The sequence below is a fragment of the Pseudoalteromonas sp. 20-MNA-CIBAN-0454 genome (assembly GCF_040308685.1).
Taxonomy (GTDB): domain Bacteria; phylum Pseudomonadota; class Gammaproteobacteria; order Enterobacterales; family Alteromonadaceae; genus Pseudoalteromonas; species Pseudoalteromonas nigrifaciens.
Map to the genome: position 1 here is coordinate 21,338 of NZ_JBEOOB010000036.1, position 20,340 is coordinate 41,677.

General features: G+C 40.5%; 17 protein-coding genes. 4 read left to right on the forward strand and 13 right to left on the reverse strand.

From position 1 onward, the window contains the following. Nucleotides 1-208: 208 nt before the first annotated feature. Nucleotides 209-1,513 (forward strand): DEAD/DEAH box helicase, encoded by a 1,305-nt coding sequence (locus AAEZ22_RS15225; RefSeq protein ID WP_352297885.1) that lies wholly within the window; start codon nucleotides 209-211, stop codon nucleotides 1,511-1,513. An 83-nt stretch (nucleotides 1,514-1,596) separates the two neighbouring features. On the opposite strand, the gene AAEZ22_RS15230 is transcribed toward AAEZ22_RS15225, so the two are convergent. From AAEZ22_RS15230 to AAEZ22_RS15250, 5 genes are all read right to left on the reverse strand, one after another. After that, a complete protein-coding gene (locus tag AAEZ22_RS15230) occupies nucleotides 1,597-1,842 on the reverse strand; it encodes a DUF3297 family protein (protein WP_172459242.1) in 246 nt (81 codons plus the stop codon). Nucleotides 1,843-1,999: 157 nt separating this feature from the next. Further along, the gene (gene rnr, locus AAEZ22_RS15235; protein ID WP_352297888.1) at nucleotides 2,000-4,249 is read right to left on the reverse strand and encodes a ribonuclease R; all 2,250 of its coding nucleotides are present in this window, start codon (nucleotides 4,247-4,249) and stop codon (nucleotides 2,000-2,002) included. 271 nt (nucleotides 4,250-4,520) lie between these two features. Continuing rightward, a complete protein-coding gene (locus AAEZ22_RS15240; protein WP_007377377.1) occupies nucleotides 4,521-4,730 on the reverse strand; it encodes a cold-shock protein in 210 nt (69 codons plus the stop codon). Between the two features lie 187 nt (nucleotides 4,731-4,917). Continuing rightward, entirely contained in the window at nucleotides 4,918-5,127 is a 210-nt protein-coding gene (locus tag AAEZ22_RS15245; RefSeq protein WP_064664818.1) for a cold-shock protein, read from the reverse strand. Between the two features lie 187 nt (nucleotides 5,128-5,314). Continuing rightward, on the reverse strand, nucleotides 5,315-5,524 hold the full coding sequence (locus AAEZ22_RS15250; protein ID WP_011329603.1) for a cold-shock protein: 210 nt from the start codon (nucleotides 5,522-5,524) through the stop codon (nucleotides 5,315-5,317). Between the two features lie 439 nt (nucleotides 5,525-5,963). Here AAEZ22_RS15250 and AAEZ22_RS15255 point away from each other — a divergent pair, with 439 nt between their 5' ends. From AAEZ22_RS15255 to AAEZ22_RS15265, 3 genes are all read left to right on the forward strand, one after another. Beyond that, complete coding sequence (locus AAEZ22_RS15255) at nucleotides 5,964-7,553, forward strand: alkaline phosphatase (protein WP_352297891.1); 1,590 nt, start codon at nucleotides 5,964-5,966, stop codon at nucleotides 7,551-7,553. A gap of 11 nt (nucleotides 7,554-7,564) precedes the next feature. Continuing rightward, complete coding sequence (locus AAEZ22_RS15260) at nucleotides 7,565-9,358, forward strand: alkaline phosphatase (RefSeq protein ID WP_197182236.1); 1,794 nt, start codon at nucleotides 7,565-7,567, stop codon at nucleotides 9,356-9,358. A 135-nt stretch (nucleotides 9,359-9,493) separates the two neighbouring features. Then, nucleotides 9,494-10,207 (forward strand): hypothetical protein, encoded by a 714-nt coding sequence (locus AAEZ22_RS15265; protein ID WP_197182237.1) that lies wholly within the window; start codon nucleotides 9,494-9,496, stop codon nucleotides 10,205-10,207. Here the strand turns inward: AAEZ22_RS15265 and AAEZ22_RS15270 are convergent. The 8 genes from AAEZ22_RS15270 to AAEZ22_RS15305 form a co-directional block, all read right to left on the reverse strand. Beyond that, nucleotides 10,182-12,074 carry a monovalent cation:proton antiporter-2 (CPA2) family protein gene (locus AAEZ22_RS15270; protein ID WP_192531613.1) on the reverse strand — a complete coding sequence of 631 codons (1,893 nt, stop codon included), beginning with the start codon at nucleotides 12,072-12,074 and terminating at the stop codon, nucleotides 10,182-10,184. The genes AAEZ22_RS15265 and AAEZ22_RS15270 overlap by 26 nt on opposite strands. Before the next feature lie 284 nt (nucleotides 12,075-12,358). Then, the gene (locus AAEZ22_RS15275) at nucleotides 12,359-14,890 is read right to left on the reverse strand and encodes a TonB-dependent receptor plug domain-containing protein (RefSeq protein ID WP_352297896.1); all 2,532 of its coding nucleotides are present in this window, start codon (nucleotides 14,888-14,890) and stop codon (nucleotides 12,359-12,361) included. Nucleotides 14,891-15,181: 291 nt separating this feature from the next. After that, a complete protein-coding gene (locus tag AAEZ22_RS15280; protein ID WP_011329597.1) occupies nucleotides 15,182-16,024 on the reverse strand; it encodes a DUF4198 domain-containing protein in 843 nt (280 codons plus the stop codon). Nucleotides 16,025-16,075: 51 nt separating this feature from the next. Beyond that, the gene (locus AAEZ22_RS15285) at nucleotides 16,076-16,585 is read right to left on the reverse strand and encodes a DUF2271 domain-containing protein (protein WP_089368903.1); all 510 of its coding nucleotides are present in this window, start codon (nucleotides 16,583-16,585) and stop codon (nucleotides 16,076-16,078) included. Further along, a complete protein-coding gene (locus tag AAEZ22_RS15290) occupies nucleotides 16,585-17,217 on the reverse strand; it encodes a PepSY-associated TM helix domain-containing protein (protein WP_011329595.1) in 633 nt (210 codons plus the stop codon). Before AAEZ22_RS15290 ends, AAEZ22_RS15285 begins: the two co-directional genes overlap by 1 nt. 127 nt (nucleotides 17,218-17,344) lie before the next feature. Continuing rightward, nucleotides 17,345-17,740: a YbaN family protein gene (locus tag AAEZ22_RS15295; protein WP_041454623.1), complete on the reverse strand. Its 396-nt coding sequence runs from the start codon at nucleotides 17,738-17,740 to the stop codon at nucleotides 17,345-17,347. Between the two features lie 371 nt (nucleotides 17,741-18,111). Beyond that, nucleotides 18,112-19,431 carry a putative porin gene (locus AAEZ22_RS15300; protein WP_011329593.1) on the reverse strand — a complete coding sequence of 440 codons (1,320 nt, stop codon included), beginning with the start codon at nucleotides 19,429-19,431 and terminating at the stop codon, nucleotides 18,112-18,114. A gap of 62 nt (nucleotides 19,432-19,493) precedes the next feature. Then, nucleotides 19,494-19,973, reverse strand: a complete 480-nt coding sequence (locus AAEZ22_RS15305) for a MarR family winged helix-turn-helix transcriptional regulator (RefSeq protein WP_011329592.1) — start codon at nucleotides 19,971-19,973, stop codon at nucleotides 19,494-19,496. Nucleotides 19,974-20,340: the final 367 nt, after the last annotated feature.

The following is a 20,340-nucleotide window of genomic DNA, read 5'->3' on the forward strand; positions in this document are numbered from 1 at the left end:
TTTTCTAATTGTAAAATTAGGTAGTGAAGTATCAGCTTCTATAGCTCTATATAGTATGAAACTTTATTATTTCCTCACAATAAAAAAGACGCGAAAGCGTCTTTTTTTTGCCAGTAACTAAATGCGATTTAAATCACTAACCCCTACTTAATAAGCGTTAAATACGCTAAAATTGCAGGCTAATTTTTAGCAATGAGCCCACACCTTTATGACCTCAGCCACAAGCCCTAGCACTTTTAACGAACTTGGCCTTATTCCAGAGCTATTAGCTCGTTTAACCGATTTGGAATATACCCAGCCTACGCCAATTCAAGCTAAGGCTATTCCTAGTGTGCTTGCGGGCAGTGATTTAATTGCTGGGGCAAATACTGGCTCAGGTAAAACAGCAACGTTTGCGCTGCCAATACTACAAAAAATGTTCCTTGAACAAGGTAGTAAAAGCGCAGCCAGCAAAGGTAACTTTGTAACGGGGCTTATTTTAGTACCTACTCGTGAGCTTGCTACTCAAGTAGCCGATAGCGTTAAATCGTATTCTGCTAACTTTAATGGCGCAATTAAAACGATTGCTGTGTTTGGTGGTGTATCGGTTAATACACAAATGCAGGCACTTCGTGGTGGCGCTGATATTATAGTGGCAACACCAGGGCGCTTACTCGATTTAATCTCAAGCAATGCTATTAAGCTTGATAAAGTAACTACACTCGTGCTTGATGAAGCCGACCGTATGCTAAGCCTTGGCTTTACCGAAGAGCTTGCTGAGTTATTAGCGTTAATGCCTGCTAAAAAACAAACTATGTTATTTTCAGCAACTTTCCCAGAGCAAGTTAAGCTATTAACACAAGATTTATTAAACGACCCTGTTGAAATACAAGTTCAAAGCAAAGACGAAAGCACTTTAGTACAGCGTGTATTTAGCGTTAATAAAGGCGAGAAAACCACTGTTTTAGCGCATTTAATTAAAACCCATAAATGGCGCCAAGCACTGATTTTTGTTAATGCTAAAAAAGATTGTGAACACTTAGCGCAAAAGCTTGAAAAGCGCGGTGTTAATGCACAAGTTTTTCATGGCGATAAAGGCCAAAGTGAACGTACCCGCGTAATAGAAAAGTTTAAAGCAGGCGAAATTGAAGTGCTAATAGCAACTGATATTGCAGCACGTGGTTTAGATATTGAAAAGCTGCCAGTGGTTATTAACTTTAATCTACCACGCAGCCCTGCTGATTATATGCACCGTATTGGCCGCAGCGGCCGTGCAGGAGAAGTGGGTTTAGCGCTTTCATTAGTTGATTATGAAGATTTACATCACTTTAAAATAATTGAGAAGAAAAACAAACTACGTCTTGAGCGCGAGCAAGTGGCAGGCTTTGCAGTGAACCAAGCGAATGTTGATGCCGCACAGGCGCTTAAAAACGAAAAGCCAATGGCAAAACCCGAAGGCACGGGCAAGAAAAAGAACAAAAAAGCAGATCTTGAAGACGATGTTTGGGCTGGTTGGCGAGGTAAATCTAAGTAACCGGAGTTCAAGTTAAGTAATTAGAGTAAACATTGATCTAAAAAGCCGACGTTACGTCGGCTTCTTTGTGCTGCATCAGTATTTTATTTATAAAATACGTCTACAGTACCTTTTACTTTTATAAGTAATGGTTGGCCACGACGATCTAGCGCTTTAGGTGCGGCAACTTTGATCCAGCTTTCGCTGATGCAGTATTCTTCAACGTCAAAACGCTCTTTGCCGTTCAGAGTTACACCAATTTCATGTTCGAATACTTCTTCTACATAAAACTTGCTGCGTGGATTAATCGAAAGTTGGTCTGGTAACTCTGGTTTATTTGTATCAGTCATAATTGTGATCTGCATTGAATAGATAGTGCGCTATTGTAGGCAATACAGGTGTTATGCTCAAGCACGACAACAATAAATGCTAATAAAGTTAGCTATTAAATTTCACAGTTAAGCGCGGCGGTTTAAATTAATAACTAACAGTGCAGCTTGTCTGCAATTAATGAAACGTTAAACTAGCCAGTGAAAAGCTCATTTTACGTTGGCGTAAGTCAATACTTTTTAAGGTCACATTCACACGCTCACCAATAGTAAATTTTTGTTTGCTGTTGCTCCACTGTTGTTTGGCAGCATTAAATACAAACTCACCTTGGCTGAAGCTACTCACCGCTACTAAACCCTCAACGCCTGTGCAGTCTAGCTCAACAAAAAAACCAGCGCTTGATACGCCACTAATAGTGGCGGTAAATGTATCGCCAAGGTATTTTTCCATATAGCTACATTTTAAGGCGCTTTCTACTTCACGGCTAATATCGTTGGCTTTGCGCGATTGTGCTGAGCAATGCAAGCTTAATGTTTCTATACTTTCAAGGTTATAAGGGTATGCCTTTTTAGCTAACTTGCTAACGTTAGACGCTTTATTAGCAAACACATTTAAGAAGCTTATCGCCCGCTGTAAACCATTTTGCTGCTTAGCCTGAATTTTGGCGCGAATTGCACGATGGGTTACTAAATCTGCATAGCGACGAATTGGCGAGGTAAAGTGAGCGTAAGCATCGTATGCTAGGCCAAAGTGACCTTGGTTTTTAGCCGAGTATTCGGCTTGCGATTGTGAGCGCAGTAATAAAGTACGGATCACGCTGGCATCGCTGCGCTGACTAATGTTATTTAGTAGTTTATTGTAATCGGCTGGCGTTGGCTTATCACCGCCGCCAAGCTGCAGTCTTTTTTCGGCCAGTAGCGCCCGTAGCGTTTGTAGCTTTTTCTGTTGTGGCCCTGCATGTACTCTAAATAATCCGGGGATTTGGTGTTTATCTAAAAATTGTGCGGTACACACGTTAGCGCACAGCATAAATTCTTCAATCATGCGGTGTGCGTCATTGCGCTCTATTGGCTCAATACTGGTAATTTTTTGATTTTTATTCAGATTAAGCTTGAGCTCTTGCGTATCAAAATCAATAGCGCCGCGAAGTTTGCGCGCTGCGCTTAAATCTAAATAAAGATAATGCAAATTTTTAATCAGTGGCGACACATCAGCATTCAATTCGGCTAATTGTTTAGCTGAGCTAGAACTAGGTTTAGCGATGACAGCATGTGCTTGTGTGTAGGTTAGCCTTGCATGTGAGTGGATCAGCCCCTCTGTAAAATTAGCTTGAGTCACTTGACCATCTTGGCTAATAGTCATATCACACACTAATACCAGGCGATCTTCATGTGGGTTTAACGAGCACAGGCCATTTGATAATGCTTCTGGCAGCATAGGAATAACTTGCCCTGGGCAATAAATAGAGGTGGCACGTTGCTGCGCTTCTATATCTAACACATCATTGGGTTTTACATAATGCGACACATCGGCAATAGCGACCAGTAAACGCCAGTCTCCTTGCTCTGTTCTTTCGCAGTATACGGCGTCGTCAAAATCTTTTGCGTCTTCGCCATCAATAGTAACAAACGGAAACAAGCGGTAATCTACACGCGCTAATTTATCTTGCTCGGTTACTTTATTACCAAGTGAACTTGCTTGTGCTAGTAAATCCTTGCTCCAGCTATCTGCAACACCATGACGACGCAGCGCAAGCTTTGTTTCCATACCTGCAGAGTGAGGCAGACCAAGTACTTCGGTTATTTGCACTTGAGTTGCATGGCGAAAAGTAGGGTACTGGGTAATTTTAGTGTTTACATACTGGCCCACACTGGTGTTTGCTAATTGGCACTGCGCTACTTGCACTTTTTGTGGGCATTTTGTGTTATCGGCTACTAGCACGTAGTCTGTGCCTTGGCGCTTTAATATACCGGCTAAATGGGTGGTTTTATGCTCAATAATTTTTATTAATTTATTGTTTGAGCGTTTATGACTAGCGGCTTCTTGTAGTATTTGTACTATATCGCCTTCAAATACGTGAGCTAACTGGTTCTTAGCGATAAATAAATCTTTTTCGCTGGCGCTATAATTAACGAAACCAAAGCCATCTGCATGTAGGGTAATTACACCACTCACAAGTAAGGCTTGATCAATAACTTGGTAACCTTTGTGTTGGCTAAACATAAGTTGGCCATCGCGTTCCATGGCGCGTAAACGCCTTCTGAGGGATTCTTTTTGCTCAGCATTTTTTAGCTCTAAGGCATGCGCGATTTGTTCACGGTTAAGGTTTTTTTTCATTTTGCCAAAAAGGCTTAAAATAAATTCACGACCCGGGATCGGGTTGTCATAAATTGGTGATGATAATGGTGCGGTTGGGTTCAAATTCATAAAACTCTCTTAAATTCGCCCAGCGCTTTTACTGTGTATCTACAAACTAGGAATATAAAAGACTTAAGATTGATAAAGATAAGGTGGAATAAAGCATAAGGCGAGACTGACTCGAACAGTGAGTCGAAAATAAATTAAGCTGCATAGTACATACTCAATTTTAAATGTTTAGTAATACCAATTACTTAATGTAAGTGGTAAAAAATTAGCTCACAGACAAATTAATTATATGTGAGCTGTTAATACACTAAAGCGTATTATTTAACAGTGTTTATATACAAACAATGTTTTCGGCTTGTGGGCCTTTTTGACCTTGAGTAACAGTAAACTGTACACGTTGGCCTTCAGCTAAAGTTTTGAAACCGTCGCCAGAGATTGCACTGAAATGTGCAAACACGTCTGCGCCAGATTCTTGCTCGATAAAGCCAAAACCTTTTGCTTCGTTAAACCATTTTACTGAACCAGTAGTTGTATTAGACATAATATGTATCCTAAAAAATTAATATAAGTGTGCCTGAAAAGAGGCGATTGAGCCGGAAAAAATAGTTAACTTGAGGATAACGCGTAGGATTATTACTAAAACAACTCGGTACTAACAAATAAAACAGAACTTCTTTCAAACTAGTATTCTAAATGGGTTATTGCTAACCCATTAAATTGTTACGCAATTAGATGCAAACAATGTTTTCGGCTTGTGGGCCTTTTTGACCTTGAGTAACAGTAAACTGTACACGTTGGCCTTCAGCTAAAGTTTTGAAACCGTCGCCAGAGATTGCACTGAAATGTGCAAACACGTCTGCGCCAGATTCTTGCTCGATAAAGCCAAAACCTTTTGCTTCGTTAAACCATTTTACTGAACCAGTAGTTGTAGTAGACATAATATGTATCCTAAAAAATTAATATAAGTGTGCCTGAAAAGAGGCGATTGAGCCGGAAAAAATAGTTAACTTGAGGATATCGCGTAGGATTATTACTAAAACAACTCGGTACTAACAAATAAAACAGAACTTCTTTCAAACTAGTATTCTAAATGGGTTATTGCTAACCCATTAAATTGTTATGCAATTAGATACAAACAATGTTTTCGGCTTGTGGGCCTTTTTGACCTTGAGTAACAGTAAACTGTACACGTTGGCCTTCAGCTAAAGTTTTGAAACCGTCGCCTGAAATTGCACTGAAATGTGCAAACACGTCTGCGCCAGATTCTTGCTCGATAAAGCCAAAACCTTTTGCTTCGTTAAAAAATTTTACTGTACCAGTTGTAGTATTAGACATAATAGTATCCTAAGAATTAATAAAAGTGTGCCTTAAAATAGGCAATTTAACAGGGAGAAAACAAGCATATAACTGAGGATAACGCGCAGGATTATTACTAATAACAACGTGGTACTTACAAATAAGCTGGGTTTTCAATCAACCCGATGCAGGCATGTTAGAGTAAGTTAAAACATGTAGCAAGCTTTATATAATTAAAAGTTATATAAAACGGCATGATTATTTTATATCCTTTTGTAAATTAAGGGTTTTATTTTTTCACTTTGTTTTGTGTTTTTAATGCGTTTTGATTTTATAGTAGTTACATTCATAAATTTAGTCATTTAACTTTCATAAAAATTACCTTTATTAGTCATATCTATTTTTTATAGTGCAGCGGTTGATCTTTTTGTGGTCACACATTTTTTAAAAAATAATCACTAAATAATGGGAATTATGGATGAAAATTAAAAAAGTTGCTGCGGCAATAGCGCTAACATTTGCGTTTAACGCAGCTAGTTATGCCAATGTATTACCGCAAAGCCAAAAAGACAGCAGTTGGTATAGTGCTGCGCAAACAAAATTAACAACAAAAACTACCCAAGCGCAGAGTGTTAAAGCCACCAAAGCTAAAAACGTAATTTTATTTGTTGGTGATGGTATGGGGGTATCAACGCTAACCGCCGCACGTATTTTACAAGGACAACGCAATAACCAATCGGGGGAGGAGGGTTACTTAAGCTTTGAGGCATTTCCGTATTCCGCACAAGTTAAAACCTATAACGTAGATGCACAAACTCCCGATTCTGCGGGCACTATGACTGCGATGATCTCGGGTGTAAAAACCGATGTTGGCGTAATAGGTGTTGACGAAAATATAGAGCGTGGGATGTGTTCAACAGTTGCGGGCAACGAGTTACTAACAGCAACAGAGCTGGCAGAAATTAAAGGCCTAGCAACTGGGGTTATTTCAACAGCGCGAATTACCCATGCAACGCCTGCAGCAACGTATGCTAAATCGGCCGATCGTAACTGGGAAGATATTTCAGACATGCCAGAGGATGCAATTGCAGCTGGCTGTGAAGATATTGCCTCGCAACTAATTAACTTTGAAAAAAACCTAGAGGCACGTTTTGTTGGTACTGATATAGATGGCCTTGATGTTGTTATGGGCGGCGGACGTCGGCACTTTTTACCCAAAAACGTAGCAGCTAATTCAACAGACGCAGTAAGCGCAATAGAAGGGGATCGTACCGATAATCGTAATTTGATTAGTGAATGGCAAGCGCAATACCCTACTGCAACGTATGTTATGGACCAAACCGGCTTTGATAATATTGCCGATGACGCTACTAAAGTATTTGGCTTATTTAACGAATCCCACATGCAATACGAAGCAGACCGCGCAAACGATATTGCTGGCGAGCCTTCACTTACCGATATGACTACTAAAGCAATTGAAGTGTTGGGCAAAAACGACAAAGGCTTTTTCTTAACCGTTGAATCGGGTCGTATTGATCACGCGCACCATGCGGGCAATGCCTATAATGCACTTAACGACACAATAGAGTTGGCCAAAGCGGTACAAGCTGCGGTTGATAACACCAATCCAGAAGAAACCCTCATTTTAGTCATTGCCGATCACAGTCATGTATTTACTATTGCGGGCTATCCCAAACGCGGCAACCCTATTTTAGGTCAAGTTGTGGCCGTGGGCGAAACAGCCCCCAGCCTAGCTGCCGATAACAAGCCCTATACCACAGTTGGTTACGCCAATGGTTTAGGGTTTAGAAACTTAGGTGATGAAACAGATGCCGATGCAAGCTATGCAAGTGCTGCTGTGGCAGGGCGCGTTGAGTTACAAGGGATTGATACAACAACCCCTGGTTTTCATCAAGAAACAACAGTGCCATTGGCCTCGGAAACACACGCAGGTGAAGACATTTCATTGCATGCAACAGGCCCCGGTGCTCAGCTTGCACAAGGCGTAATTGAGCAAAATGTAGTGTTTCATATAATTAATCAAGCTCTTGAACTAACTCAGCAATAATGGCGGCTAACATGAAAAAATTAACGGTACTTTCTTTAGCAGTAACTCTTGCACTAACGGGTTGCTCAAGTGACAGCGATAAAAACCAAAATAGTATATTAACTGTCAATAACGTAATTGCTGTCGGGTCTGAGCAATGTGTTAACGGCGGAGTAACAACACAAACAGGCGAAGATACCAACGGTAATGGAATATTAGAAAGCAGTGAGGCTACATCAAGTAACTTAGTATGTAATGCACCAGCTACGTCGCTTAGCAGCGAGCAGTTAGCATCGCTTACTAGTAATGCTTGGTTTAGCGATGCACAAACCAAGTTAGCAACCACAAAAACAGCAAATGCGAGCATAGTGACTGAGTCAGGCAAGGCTAAAAATATTATTTTATTTGTTGGCGATGGTATGGGAATTTCGACAATAACTGCAGCGCGTATTTTAGCCGGGCAGTTAGAAGGTGAAATGGGTGAGGAGCATCAATTAAGCTTTGAAACTATGCCGTATTCAGGTTTTGTAAAAACCTATAACGTAGATGCACAAACGCCCGATTCGGCCGGCACTATGACCGCAATGGCCTCAGGGGTTAAAACCGATGTGGGTGTTATTGGTATTGATGAAGCGGTTGAGCGTGGTAATTGTGTGTCGGGCAAAGGACATGAGCTAGTTACCTCACTAGAGCTTGCTGAAATTGCGGGTAAAGCGACCGGTATTATTTCAACTGCCCGCATTACTCATGCAACACCTGCGGCTATGTACGCAAAATCGGCCGATCGTAACTGGGAAGATATTTCTGATATGCCCGCGAGCGAGTCAGCTAATTGTGAAGATATTGCATCGCAACTGGTTAACTTTGAAGCCAACCTAAAAGCGCGCTTTAATGGTGTTGATGTAGATGGCATTGATGTTGTTATGGGTGGCGGGCGTCGTCATTTTTTACCAAAAGATGCTGCGTTTAATTCAGCCGATGCAGTAAGTGCAGTTGAAGGGGATCGTACTGATAATCGTAATTTAATTAGTGAATGGAAAACGCAATATCCAAATGGTACTTACGTAATGGATCAAACCGGTTTTGATGCAATTAGCGATGATGCTACTAAAGTATTTGGGCTGTTTAACGAATCTCACATGCAGTACGAAGCAGACCGCGCAAATGATATTGCTGGCGAGCCTTCGCTTTCACAAATGACCGAAAAAGCCATAAATGTACTGGGCAAAAACGACAAAGGGTTTTTCTTAACCGTTGAGTCGGGTCGTATTGATCACGCGCACCATGCGGGTAATGCATATAACGCTTTAAACGACACTATTGAATTGGCAAAAGCAGTTAAAGTTGCGGTTGATAACACCAATCCAGAGGAAACGCTTATTGTTGTAACAGCCGATCACAGCCATGTATTTACCATTGCGGGTTACCCTAAACGCGGTAATCCTATTTTAGGTAAAGTGGTGGGCGTAGGCGAAACAACGCCAAGTCTAGCGGCCGATGATATGCCATATACAACGCTAGGTTATACCAATGGTGGTGGTTTTAGAAACCTCGGTAGCGAAACAGATGCTGACGTAGGTTATAACTTTGCACCAGTAACAGGGCGGGTTGATTTAACCAATGTTGATACTACTACCCCTGGTTTTCATCAAGAAGCGCTGGTACCAATGAGCTCAGAAACACACGCAGGTGAAGATGTTGGCGTATATGCTATAGGCCCTGGTGCGCACTTAGTGACAGGCACTAATGAGCAAAGCTTTTTATTTCATGTAATGGACTTTGCCGCAGATTTAGTTAAAACAGCAAACGACAAAGTGGCGCAGTAGTAAGTTTATAATTTGTGTGTGCAAAACAACTCGTACTCTGTGCGGGTTGTTTTTATATTATATTTTGTCATAAAACAGCCATTATTTTTAGCTATGTTAAAAGCATAAGTTAGAGCCATTTAAAAAGAGTACCCAATGAAAAAAGCATTATTAATGATGACCGTATTATTCAGTAGCAGCGCTTTTTCCCAGCAATGCAATGTTAACCCAGCGCTATTAAAAGCAACTTACACTGTAACCAACAATAAAAATAACGAGCCAACAACTCAAGCGCTAACCCTGTGGCGAAACCAGCAACAAGTAGCGCATCAAAACGAAATAACGACCGAACTGTGGCAGCATTTAACTAATAAGCAAATACGGCCAATTCGTTACTTTAATGCTCAGCAGCGGGGTATTGAATACCAACCGTCAGAAGTACGTGGAGTACAAAACTGGAGTGCAAAAAACCAGCTGGTGGATGCGCATTTAATAGCAAAAATGACGTTAGTAAATACTCAGGGTACAGGTTGTGATGAAGTAAAAAACTATGTGTTAAACGAAGCTGAAACTGAGTATAAGCTGGCTTTATTTACACAGTCAAAGTTGGTTAAAACATTTAGTGTCAGCAGTAAAAAAGGCCAAGTAAACACCTTACTCAGCCTTAATAATGTAAGCAGTAACGAGCAAGCGATAGTTGCTCAGTTTGCTAAATGGGATAACTTTCAAACTACTGACTATGCCGATATAGGCGACAACGAAAACGATCCCTTTTTAGCTAAAATGATTAACCTTGGTTTTATTGAGCATAGCGCCACTGGCTTTTATAACCAGCAGGGGCAAGCTATCCAAGGTGAGCATTATCATTAGATTTTTTGGGCTTGGCAGCGTCCTCTGTTAAGCCCGCAATATAGTCGTTGTCGTCGCAGGTATTTAAATCTTCTTGTGCTTGTTTGTCTTGTTGTAGTACTTGTTTTAAATCTTCCATACGCTGGCGTACAGCTACACCGTAGCTAATATCGTCGCCCCATAATTTTGCTAACTGTAATACACTGGCGCGGTCGTGATCTCTAAATAGCTTACCAGCTCGCTCGGCATCGGGTTTATTGTTACCTAATAACTCGAGCGCTTTAACTGCAAGGCTGATGGCAGAATCAACAGTTTCACGATTAAAGGCATCTACTTTTAAACTAAGTAATTGATAAGCGTGACGACGGTCGATAGCACGTGCAACAATTTTTAACTGCGGGTAGTTTTTTTGCGCAAGCTTAATAATTTCTAATGTTTTATCGGGGTTATCTATAGCCACTACCAGCATTTGTGCTGTTTTTGCACCTGCGGCTTCAAGTAGCTCCTGACGCCCAGCATCACCATAAAATACCGTTTTACCAAAGCGGCGTAATAATTCAATTTGCGTAGGGCTATGATCAAGTACTGTTATTTCGTAACCCTGGGCATGCAGTAAACGCCCCATTACTTGGCCAAAGCGACCGTAGCCCGCAATAATGACATGTTTAGCGCTGCTAATATGCTCGGGTTTATCAAATTCAGGCTTTACGCTGCTATCGCGTTTTTGCAGTTGCTCGTAAAACATTAATAATAAAGGGGCTATTAACATAGAAATAGCCACCACTAAGGTTGTTAATGCGGTTTGTTCGGGCGTTAAAATGCTTAGCGTACTAGTTACACTTAATAATACAAAAGCAAATTCGCCTCCTTGTGCCAAAGCCAGTGTAAATAATAGTTGCTGCTTTTTATTTATTTTAAAGGTAAAAGCCAGCGCAAATAAAATACAGGCTTTAATTACTATCAATAAAACAACTAAGCTAATCACAGTGCTAAATTGATTAAAAAACAGTTCAAAGTTAATCGACGCGCCCACAGTAATAAAAAATAGCCCTAATAGCAGACCTTTAAAAGGCTCTATGTCGGCCTCTAACTCGTGCCTAAATTCACTTTCGGCAAGTACTACGCCAGCTAAAAAGGTACCCAGCGCAGGTGATAAGCCAATACTTTGCATAACTAATGCAATAGCAACCACTAAAAAAAGCGCAAAAATGGTAAATATTTCACGTATATGTGTTTGCGCTATATATCTAAAAATGGGGGCCGATATATATTTACCGCAAACAATAATGGCGGCAATAACAGCAATCGATGCACCTACTTGTTGCCAAACCGGCCAGTTGGCAATAATTGAATCACTAATCTCGGCGTTGCCACTCAGTGGTGCAAATGCGAGTAAGGGTAATAACGCTAAAATAGGAATAATAGCGATATCTTGAAATAGCAGTACAGAAAAAGCATTTTGCCCAGCTTCTTGTTTTAGCCAGCCTTTTTCTTCTAGGCTTTGCAGTACAATAGCGGTAGAGGAAAGCGCCAGCATTAAACCAATGGCAAGGGCTGTTTGCCAATGCATGGCAAACAGCCAATAACAAGATGCAAAAATAACGGCTGCGGTTAACACTACTTGTAAACCACCTAACCCTAAAATTGAATGGCGTAATGTCCATAAACGTGAAGGTTGCAGCTCTAAACCAACTAAAAATAGCATCATTACTACGCCAAATTCGGCAAAGTGCATTACATCGGTTTGATCGCCAACCATAGCTAAGGCATAAGGGCCAATAAGTATGCCTGCGATTAAATAACCCAGCACCGATCCGAGCCCTACTCGTTTGGCAATAGGCACAGCTACAATTGCTGCCGCTAAGTAAATTAAAGCTATTTCTAACACGTGTTTTTCCTAGGTGAGTTTTTAAACCCAAGTGGTTTGCGTATAAATAGAATGACTGACACGCTTATAAAATACAATAATTTAAGTGGCTAAAAATGCTGTTTTTTTTAAAATTTTACAGCCTTCAAAGTATTATTAACGCTGACATACCCTAGCTCTGCTTTAATCATAATGAGATTTTTTTTCAGGATTAACGCGAATGTTACTTAGATCAATCGTTAAGCAGCAAAAAAAGGATGCGTAATGCATCCTTTATAACTTTCAACTTTTAGCTAGCACTTTTATTAAAAGCGGTAAGTAATATTACCGTATAAAAAGCGGCCATCTAAACTGTATGGCACGTAGGGGGTGTACGGGAATATTTGACCAAAGTTAGAGTAACCAATGTTATCTACAGTTGCTTGTGGGTACTGATCAAACAGGTTGTTAGCGCCTACGGCAAATTTCCATTCATCGTTAGGGCTATAAGCCACTTCAAGATCGGTTATCCATTTTGCATCTAGGTATTCATCTCGGTCGCTGCTTGTAGAAATATCAGCAACTTCGCCATAGCGCGTGGCACGCAGTGTAGTTTGCCATTCGTTAAAGCTCCAAACAGCCGATAAGTTTAGTTTGCTATCTGGTGTGCCTTCTTCAAAACGGCCCACTTCACGCCGAGCAAATACAACATAGTCATCACCTAACGAATTGAGTTCTTCAGGGTTGTCGTCTATATGGGTGACTTTAGTGTCGTTAAAGTTAACCGCTGCGTTTAAGCGTACGTCGCCTAGGTTATCTAGTTCCAGTAAATAAGTTGCAACTATGTCTACACCTTGCGTACGTGAGTCTATTGCATTGGTAAAGTAGCGTACGCTTTCGGTGTTTAGCTCACCAGCGTTTGCTAAAATTTGCGCAACTGCTGCACCGGCTAGGTTTTCAGAGAGTACAATCCGGTCATCAATATCAATACGATATGCATCAACCGTTAGGCTAAAATTACCTTGAGTGTAGACAAAGCCAGCGGTTAAGTTTACAGAGTCTTCAGCGTCTAGTTTTTTAGCGCCTAATGCTTGTGCTGCTGGAGAGTCACTTGGAAATAAACCTACTTCAAACGCTTGGTTGTTTTCAAGTATGGTTGATATTTGACGATACGAGCTTTGTGCTAGCGATGGCGCGCGAAAGCCGGTACTTGCTGCACCACGTAACGATAAGTTATCAGTAATACTGTAACGCGTTGCTATTTTTGAAGTGAATGTGTCGCCAAAGTCGCTGTAATCTTCATAACGGCTGGCTAAAACCACATTCCACTTTTCTGTTAAGTAGGTATCAAATTCAACAAAAAGTGCTACGTTGTGGCGGCTTTCGTCGGTAACACTTTGCGGACCAAAACCAGATAGTACCTGTGCACCACCTGCTGCAATTGGGTTGCCGTTACTATCAAGCGCGGTAATATAAGAAGCTTCTTCGCCTTGTTCTATTTTGTAGCTTTCGTGGCGGTATTCAGCACCTATAGTAAAAAATACGTCATCTGGTAAACCTAAATCAAATGCTGTGCTGGCATCTCCATTAACAATAAATTGGTCATAAACCAATGCGCCGTTATCAAATTCGGTTTGGCTGGTGGCACCTAAAGATGTATTTAAGCTATTTATTACGCCTAATGCAAAGTCGTTGCGGCCGTAGTTGGTACTTACATCCCATGTCCAGTCGCCTGTTTCACCTTGTAAACCAAGAGCGAGAGAGTAATCTTCTACGTCGGTTTCAATTTGTGGCAAAAAGCCATTAGGGTAAACGTCTAAAATGTTATTTTTATCTACAGCTCGGCGATAAAATCCGCCTGAGTTGCCTTCACGCTTAGAGTAGCTACCAAAAGAGTATAAGTTTAAGCCGTTATCAAAGTCGTAGCCCATGTTGTAAAACAGTGCATAGTCTTCAAGCTCTGCTTTACCAAAGCGGTGATTGTAACGATCGATAGTGAACTCGCGTGGATCTAGGCTACCATCATCAAGGCGGCTATATTGCTCGCGAGGGTCAAAACCAGAGCGCTGGGTAGAGTCGTTATCACGATATTCAATAGATACGTTTACAAAACCGTTATCGGCTAACGAAAAACCAGAATTAGCGCTAATAGTACGCGTTGCGCCATCGCTCATTTTACGATCGTCGCCAGTATTAAATGCTAAGTTGCCGTTTGCATCTGCGTACACGCTTTCAAGCTGAGGTACTCCAGCCATTTGAGTATCATATTGTCCGTAAGTTACGCTTACACTGCCGCCCTGCGCTGCATCTTTAAGAATTATATTAATAACCCCTGCAATAGCATCTGAGCCGTATTGCGCTGCGGCACCGTCGCGTAATACTTCTACGCGCTTAATTGCCGATGTTGGGATCATATTTAAATCAACAGCTGTTGAACCACGCCCAACTACGCCAGCTAAGTTTAATAGCGCACCTGAATGACGACGCTTACCATTAATAAGCACTAGGGTGTGATCGGGGGCTAAACCACGCAAAACTGCAGGTTTAGCATGGTCTGTACCATCGCCCATTGTTGCGCTTGGGTAGTTAAAGCTTGGCACTTGGTTTGCAAGTACTTGGCTGATTTCAAGCTGGCCTGTACTGGCCATATCGCGACTGGTAATAATATCAACAGGTACTGAACTTTCAGCAATACTGCGTAAGCTGCGACGAGTACCCGTTACCGAAATTACTTCGATATTTTCTTGTGCTTGACTATCTGGCTCTGCGGCTACAGCTACTGAATAAGGCGTGCTCAATGCAGTAGTAACGGCCAAGCTAAGTGCTAATTTTTTCGCTGAAAAGCGCTGTATGGTCATGTGATCCCCCAAGGGCTGCTATTGTTGAGTCTAAAAGCGCCGCATCTTAAAGAAGCTAATAGGATAGTGCAAAGATCAAAACAAACTAAGTTATGCAAATAGCTAAGGCTGGTGTTTACTTTGCGCTGAACGTACTAATTTAAATAGGTGTGCTTGTGTTGAGTAGTTGCAACCACAGGGTGAATTGAGGTGTTTTTTAATACAATTAATTTAGTAAATGTAAATAAAAAAGGCCAAGTAAATTACTTGGCCTCTTTATTGTTTTTAATGTTTTAATTCAAGAATTAAGTATTACTCTGGCGCAACGTCTAATGTAGTAAATAACGAGTAACGCACGTTATCTATGCCTTTTTCAGACGACTCTTCGCTCACGCTTGCTTCAATTAAGTATAAACCCGGGTGCTGCCACGTTGTGCTAAAAAAGCCGTTTTTGTCAGTGGTTACTTTAACTTCGCCACGTTCGTTACGGTAGCGTGTATCACCTTTTAATATTGCCAGCTCAACGTTTGCTGCCGGCTTACCAGCTTTGAGCAATTGAAAACGCGCTTGTTCACCAACAAATAAATCGTTAGGGTGAGTTGGGCCGCTAATCTCTAAACCTTTACCAAGTAGTGCAGGCTTAGATGTGCCGTTACGACTTACAAACGTATCAACGGTAGAAAATGCTTTGGTTGTTTTAATATCTGTAGCGTCTGCTGGAATATCTTTACTGTTTTTGCCACCAAAAACACGACGACGCTCACCTTTTGCATCTTTATAAAAGGTCATTAAACGTGGTTCACGTTTCATTGCAATATGGTAAGTCCCTTCGTTGGTTAATTTAACTGCCGCAGAGTTTTTACGCTGTAAAAAGTAAGCGCGAATATTATCGCTAATAGGTTTGCCGTCAGGGCCGATAGCCATCAGTAAATTGTCGTCGTATTGTGCGTCTTTCTCAGTTGGGCGGTATGCTTTGTCGGGAGCAAAAATTTCATTAGAAATACTCGCGTCAATCATTACATAATGCGCTTTATCGCCAGATAAAGAAGTATGCGATGGCACTAACCATTGTGCATGGGCGTTAGCATAGCTTGATGCAAGTGCAGTGACTGTAAGTGCGCCAATTAATGCACTTTTAAGTAAATTGATTTTCATAATCGTTCCTTTTTAAATGGTTTTAGCGGATGCTTTATTTGCTGCTATGTATTACTTGGCAATAATAGTGACGAAGCTTTGTGAAAATTCATTGGTACCATCAATCGTGATTTTACCCTCTTGTGTTAGGTCTATTTCGACACGGCTGTAATCTCGGCCGCCTTCTTCGCGTACCACTTCAATATTAAGTAAGTATTTACCCGGTTTTACTGGGTTACCGTCTAAATCATTGCCCTGCCAATTAATGGTGTAAGATCCAGCTCGTTTGGTTGCGCCGCTTATGCCGTCGAAGTTAAGGTTACTTTTACCGGCTTTACGCCACCATTGGCGTAAGTCTTTAAACCATTCGGCTTTTTGTACCCAAAGTGCCAGCGTAGTAACGTGTTTGCGCTCGCTTGTTTCTAGCCAAACTGCAACATAAGGGCGGTGATACGGTTGTACGTCTAATTCGGGTAGGTTTAATTCAATTTCTAATTGTGCAGTTTGTGCATGCGCAGTCGCTTGAAAAAACGTCGCAACTAGCAGTAATGCTGCGCTTATAAACACTTTAAATTTAATCATTAATACACTCCTTTTAATTGTGGAACCCAACATAAATAAATAACGACAGGCGTTGCTATGCCTAACACCGTTATCCATATTCCTGCTAAGCGTTTTTTTCTGTTTTGAAATAAAATAATCATGCCGGTAATGGCAAATAAGATCATTAATACAGCTGAGATATCTATTACCCAACTCCATGCTTCGCCACTATGTCGGCCTTTATGTAGATCGCCAATTAGGCTTAAAAAACCACCTGTTTGGTAATCAAGGTTTAGTGTGCCACTTATAAAGTCGAGCTCGGCGTAGGCAAACCCCGCGGGTAATGGGTAGTCGAGCATTACCAGTGCGTCCTCTTTTTCCCATTCAATGCTTTTTACGTTAGTGAGCGCATATTGCTTGGCTAAGTAAGCTTCTATTTCGGGGTAGAGTGTAGGTAAGGTACTTAACTGCGCATTTGCTTTGGCAGCCAATGCACTTGGAATTGGAGTTGATATTTGGCCATTATTTTTATCATTTTTAAGCCAGTCAACATGGTTAAGTACTATGCCGCTAACACAAAATAAAATAAGCAAAAAAAATAGCGCTGTAGAAATATAAATGTGTAAAGCCCGGCTGGTGCTATATAAAGCTCGTTTGTTAATAAACGCCATAATAACTGTAAACTAATTAATATTTACCACATGATAATGATTTGTATTAGCTATTACAAATATACTTACTAAACTTTACATTAAGTTTTTATAAACAGCGGGTATTTACGTTGTTAAAGCGGGATATTCAACTTTTTGGTATGGAAGAGGGTCTTAAAATTAAATAAATCATTACAGCCACTTCAATTATGGCAACTAAAAAAATAACCCAAACAGCAGGAGATGAAGCCAGTAAAAATATAAAACCAACCAGCATGCCCAAAGCGGCGCAATATTTGGCTTTAACAGGCACTACTTTATGTGCTTGCCACTGGTGCAGGGTAGTGCCGTATCGTGGATGATTTAAAAGCCAATGCTCAAGTGCAGGCGATGAGCGAGTAAAGCAGGCCAGAGCTAAAATAAAAAAGATGGTGGTGGGCATAACCGGTAGTACTATACCTATAATTCCAAGTACAACTAGCATTAAGCCAAGTACTTTAAACCATACCTTTTTGTAATATATATAGGTTGTTTTTATATTCACTTAGGTTAGTTTTATTAAATTATAGTTAGTTTGATTATAGAGTAATTAATGCCGAAATTTAAGCGCAATTGCAGTTACTTAATACGTGGACATAAAGGAATAAATAAAATTAGCGCAGCAAAAAGGGCAAACAAAGTTGCCCTTTATAACTAACCTGAGCTGCGGATAATAAACTTATCTCAAGCAGCTATTTTCAGCGCTAACTGCGTTGAATTTACTTGCAATAGGCCAGCTATTGACGCGTAAATTCGCCTTGTTTTCACTGAAAACCTCTGGCTAGAGAAAATAAAATCAAATATAACTATGATTCAATACGTTAGTAAATATCTTAACCAGAGTTCAGGTTAACTAGCTAATTAACCTTGCTTGGCTTAAAAGTAATAACCAAGGTTAATATTAAAGCGACGTTCTGTATCGCCTTCACCAATAATTGTTCCGCCAATAAATGGTTGATTACGTGCTTGGATAAAGTCGAAGTAACTAAAGAAACCACCTGCAGCAACACTCATACCCGTTACATTCATCCAAGTATTTGCGCTGTTATCAGACTTGTCGTAAATAATACCGTAATCGTTGTAAAACTGAATGTCGGTCACTGGGCCCCACTCAAGTGAGTAGTTATAAGCTACGTTGAAGTTAGTCATTGTTGCTTTGCTCGAAACAGTATCGTAATAAGCGTAAGCACCTACAGCAAAACGGTTGCTATTATCGTCTAGGTCGTAGTCGTACTCGCCATGTTGAAATTGTACGTTCCAGTTATTAATTTTGCTATCAAGATGCACAGCCCATGCACCGTAGCTTCCAGCACGGTCATTACCGTCATGTAGGCCGCCACTTAATAGCGATACACCCAGATCGGTAATTACGTTTTTACTATGCTCTACTTGATACGTTGCGCGACCTGCAAAGGTATTGTATTCACCAATTTTATTTACAGGTTCTGCGTATGTACCTTCATTTGGTGCACGACTACCTACAATATCGTACGAGTAACGCTTGCTTTTATCGGAACCACCGTCTACTCCGCCTAGTTCATCATTTTTGAAAAAACCAAGGTCTAGCTTCCAGTTGTCTTTAAGTTTACGTTTTACTACCACACCTAAATCAAAATCGTCTTCTAACCCTACGTAATAGTTAGTGCTAAAAAAATAACTGTGTGAGTTGTACGGGCCGTTACCAAAAGGAACAGATGTTATACCTGCTTGGCCTTCCCAACCATCCACAAACTCATAACCAAGGTAAGCGTATTTAATTACAGTCATGTAATCGTAAAAGCGAATTTCACCATTTAGAGAAATATCATTAATTTCACCAGATACATTTAAACGGAAAATATCAAAATCAAAGTCGCCGCCGCGATCTTTATTGTCATCATCGTATGAATTAATGCTGTAATTAGCGCGAATAGCACCGCCAATTTTAATGCCTTCGTCTTTTTTATCTGATTCAGACTCTGCAACAGCAACAATTTTTGTATCCGCTTTTTTACTTATTTGAGCAACTTGTTGTTCGTGTTGCTCATTAATTTGTTGTTGTTTGGTTTTTTCAGCTGCTAATTGCTGCTCTAGCATCTGCATTTGCTGTTTAAGTTGTTTAAGCTGAGTTTGAAGCGTGTCTAGATCTGCGGCGAATACATTGCTCGACGCACCAGCTAGCATGAGGGCAAGTGTTAATTTCGAAAGTTTAGTCATAAATTGCTGCTCAGGTTTTGATTGAAAATTTAAGATGTAAAAGCACATCCTGTGTAAATTTATTATTTAGGAGCTTGAGTAAGCGCACCCACTTCTAACAGAGGCGATGCATCAAGTTTATCTGCATCCATCATTGCGGCAATGCGCTGCATTGACGACAGTAATAGGCTCTGCTCCCACTCTGCAAGTGCCGAAAACTTAGCAATAAAATGCTCTTGTAGTGGTTGCGGTGCTTTATCAAGTAACTCCTTTCCTTTATCGGTGAGGTATAAACTCACTCGACGCTTATCCATTTGGCTACGTACCCGAGTTACTAAGTCTCTACCTTCTATCCTATCAAGAATATTAGTAACGGTTGCCGGGCTTAAATTTACATTTTGAGCTATACGGCTTGCTGTTATCCCATCTGTATGGGAAACCTCTTGCATTATAAGCAGTTGTGGCCCAGTTAAGCCTGAAGTTTTATTCAGTTGCTTAGAGTGTAAATCGATCGCACGAATCACTTTACGTAAAGAAACCAATAACTCGTTATGTTTTTGCATTTAGCTAATCTCGTTAAAAGGGCGCAATGGTTTACCATAATCGCGAAATGTTACACATCAAGTAAATTGAATTCAAATGATATATTGCATTTTAGCCTGCTTTTTGTGGTTTTTATTAGTTTGAGCAGTAATTAAAATTTGTGTTTTTTAATTTTTAATCTATGTCTGTAGTGTTTTATTCGCCAATGGCTGTAGTATACCTTTAAGCCTATAGAGTATAGATAATGAGTTTTTTTTATCAATTTATAAGTATTGCTAATTTACTGAGGGTGACATTTATAAATAAGTATTAGGGCGTGTTGATCTTTGTGGTATGAAAAACAAACAGCATGAAGATAAGGTATAATTGAATTCGCCAGAAAACTTT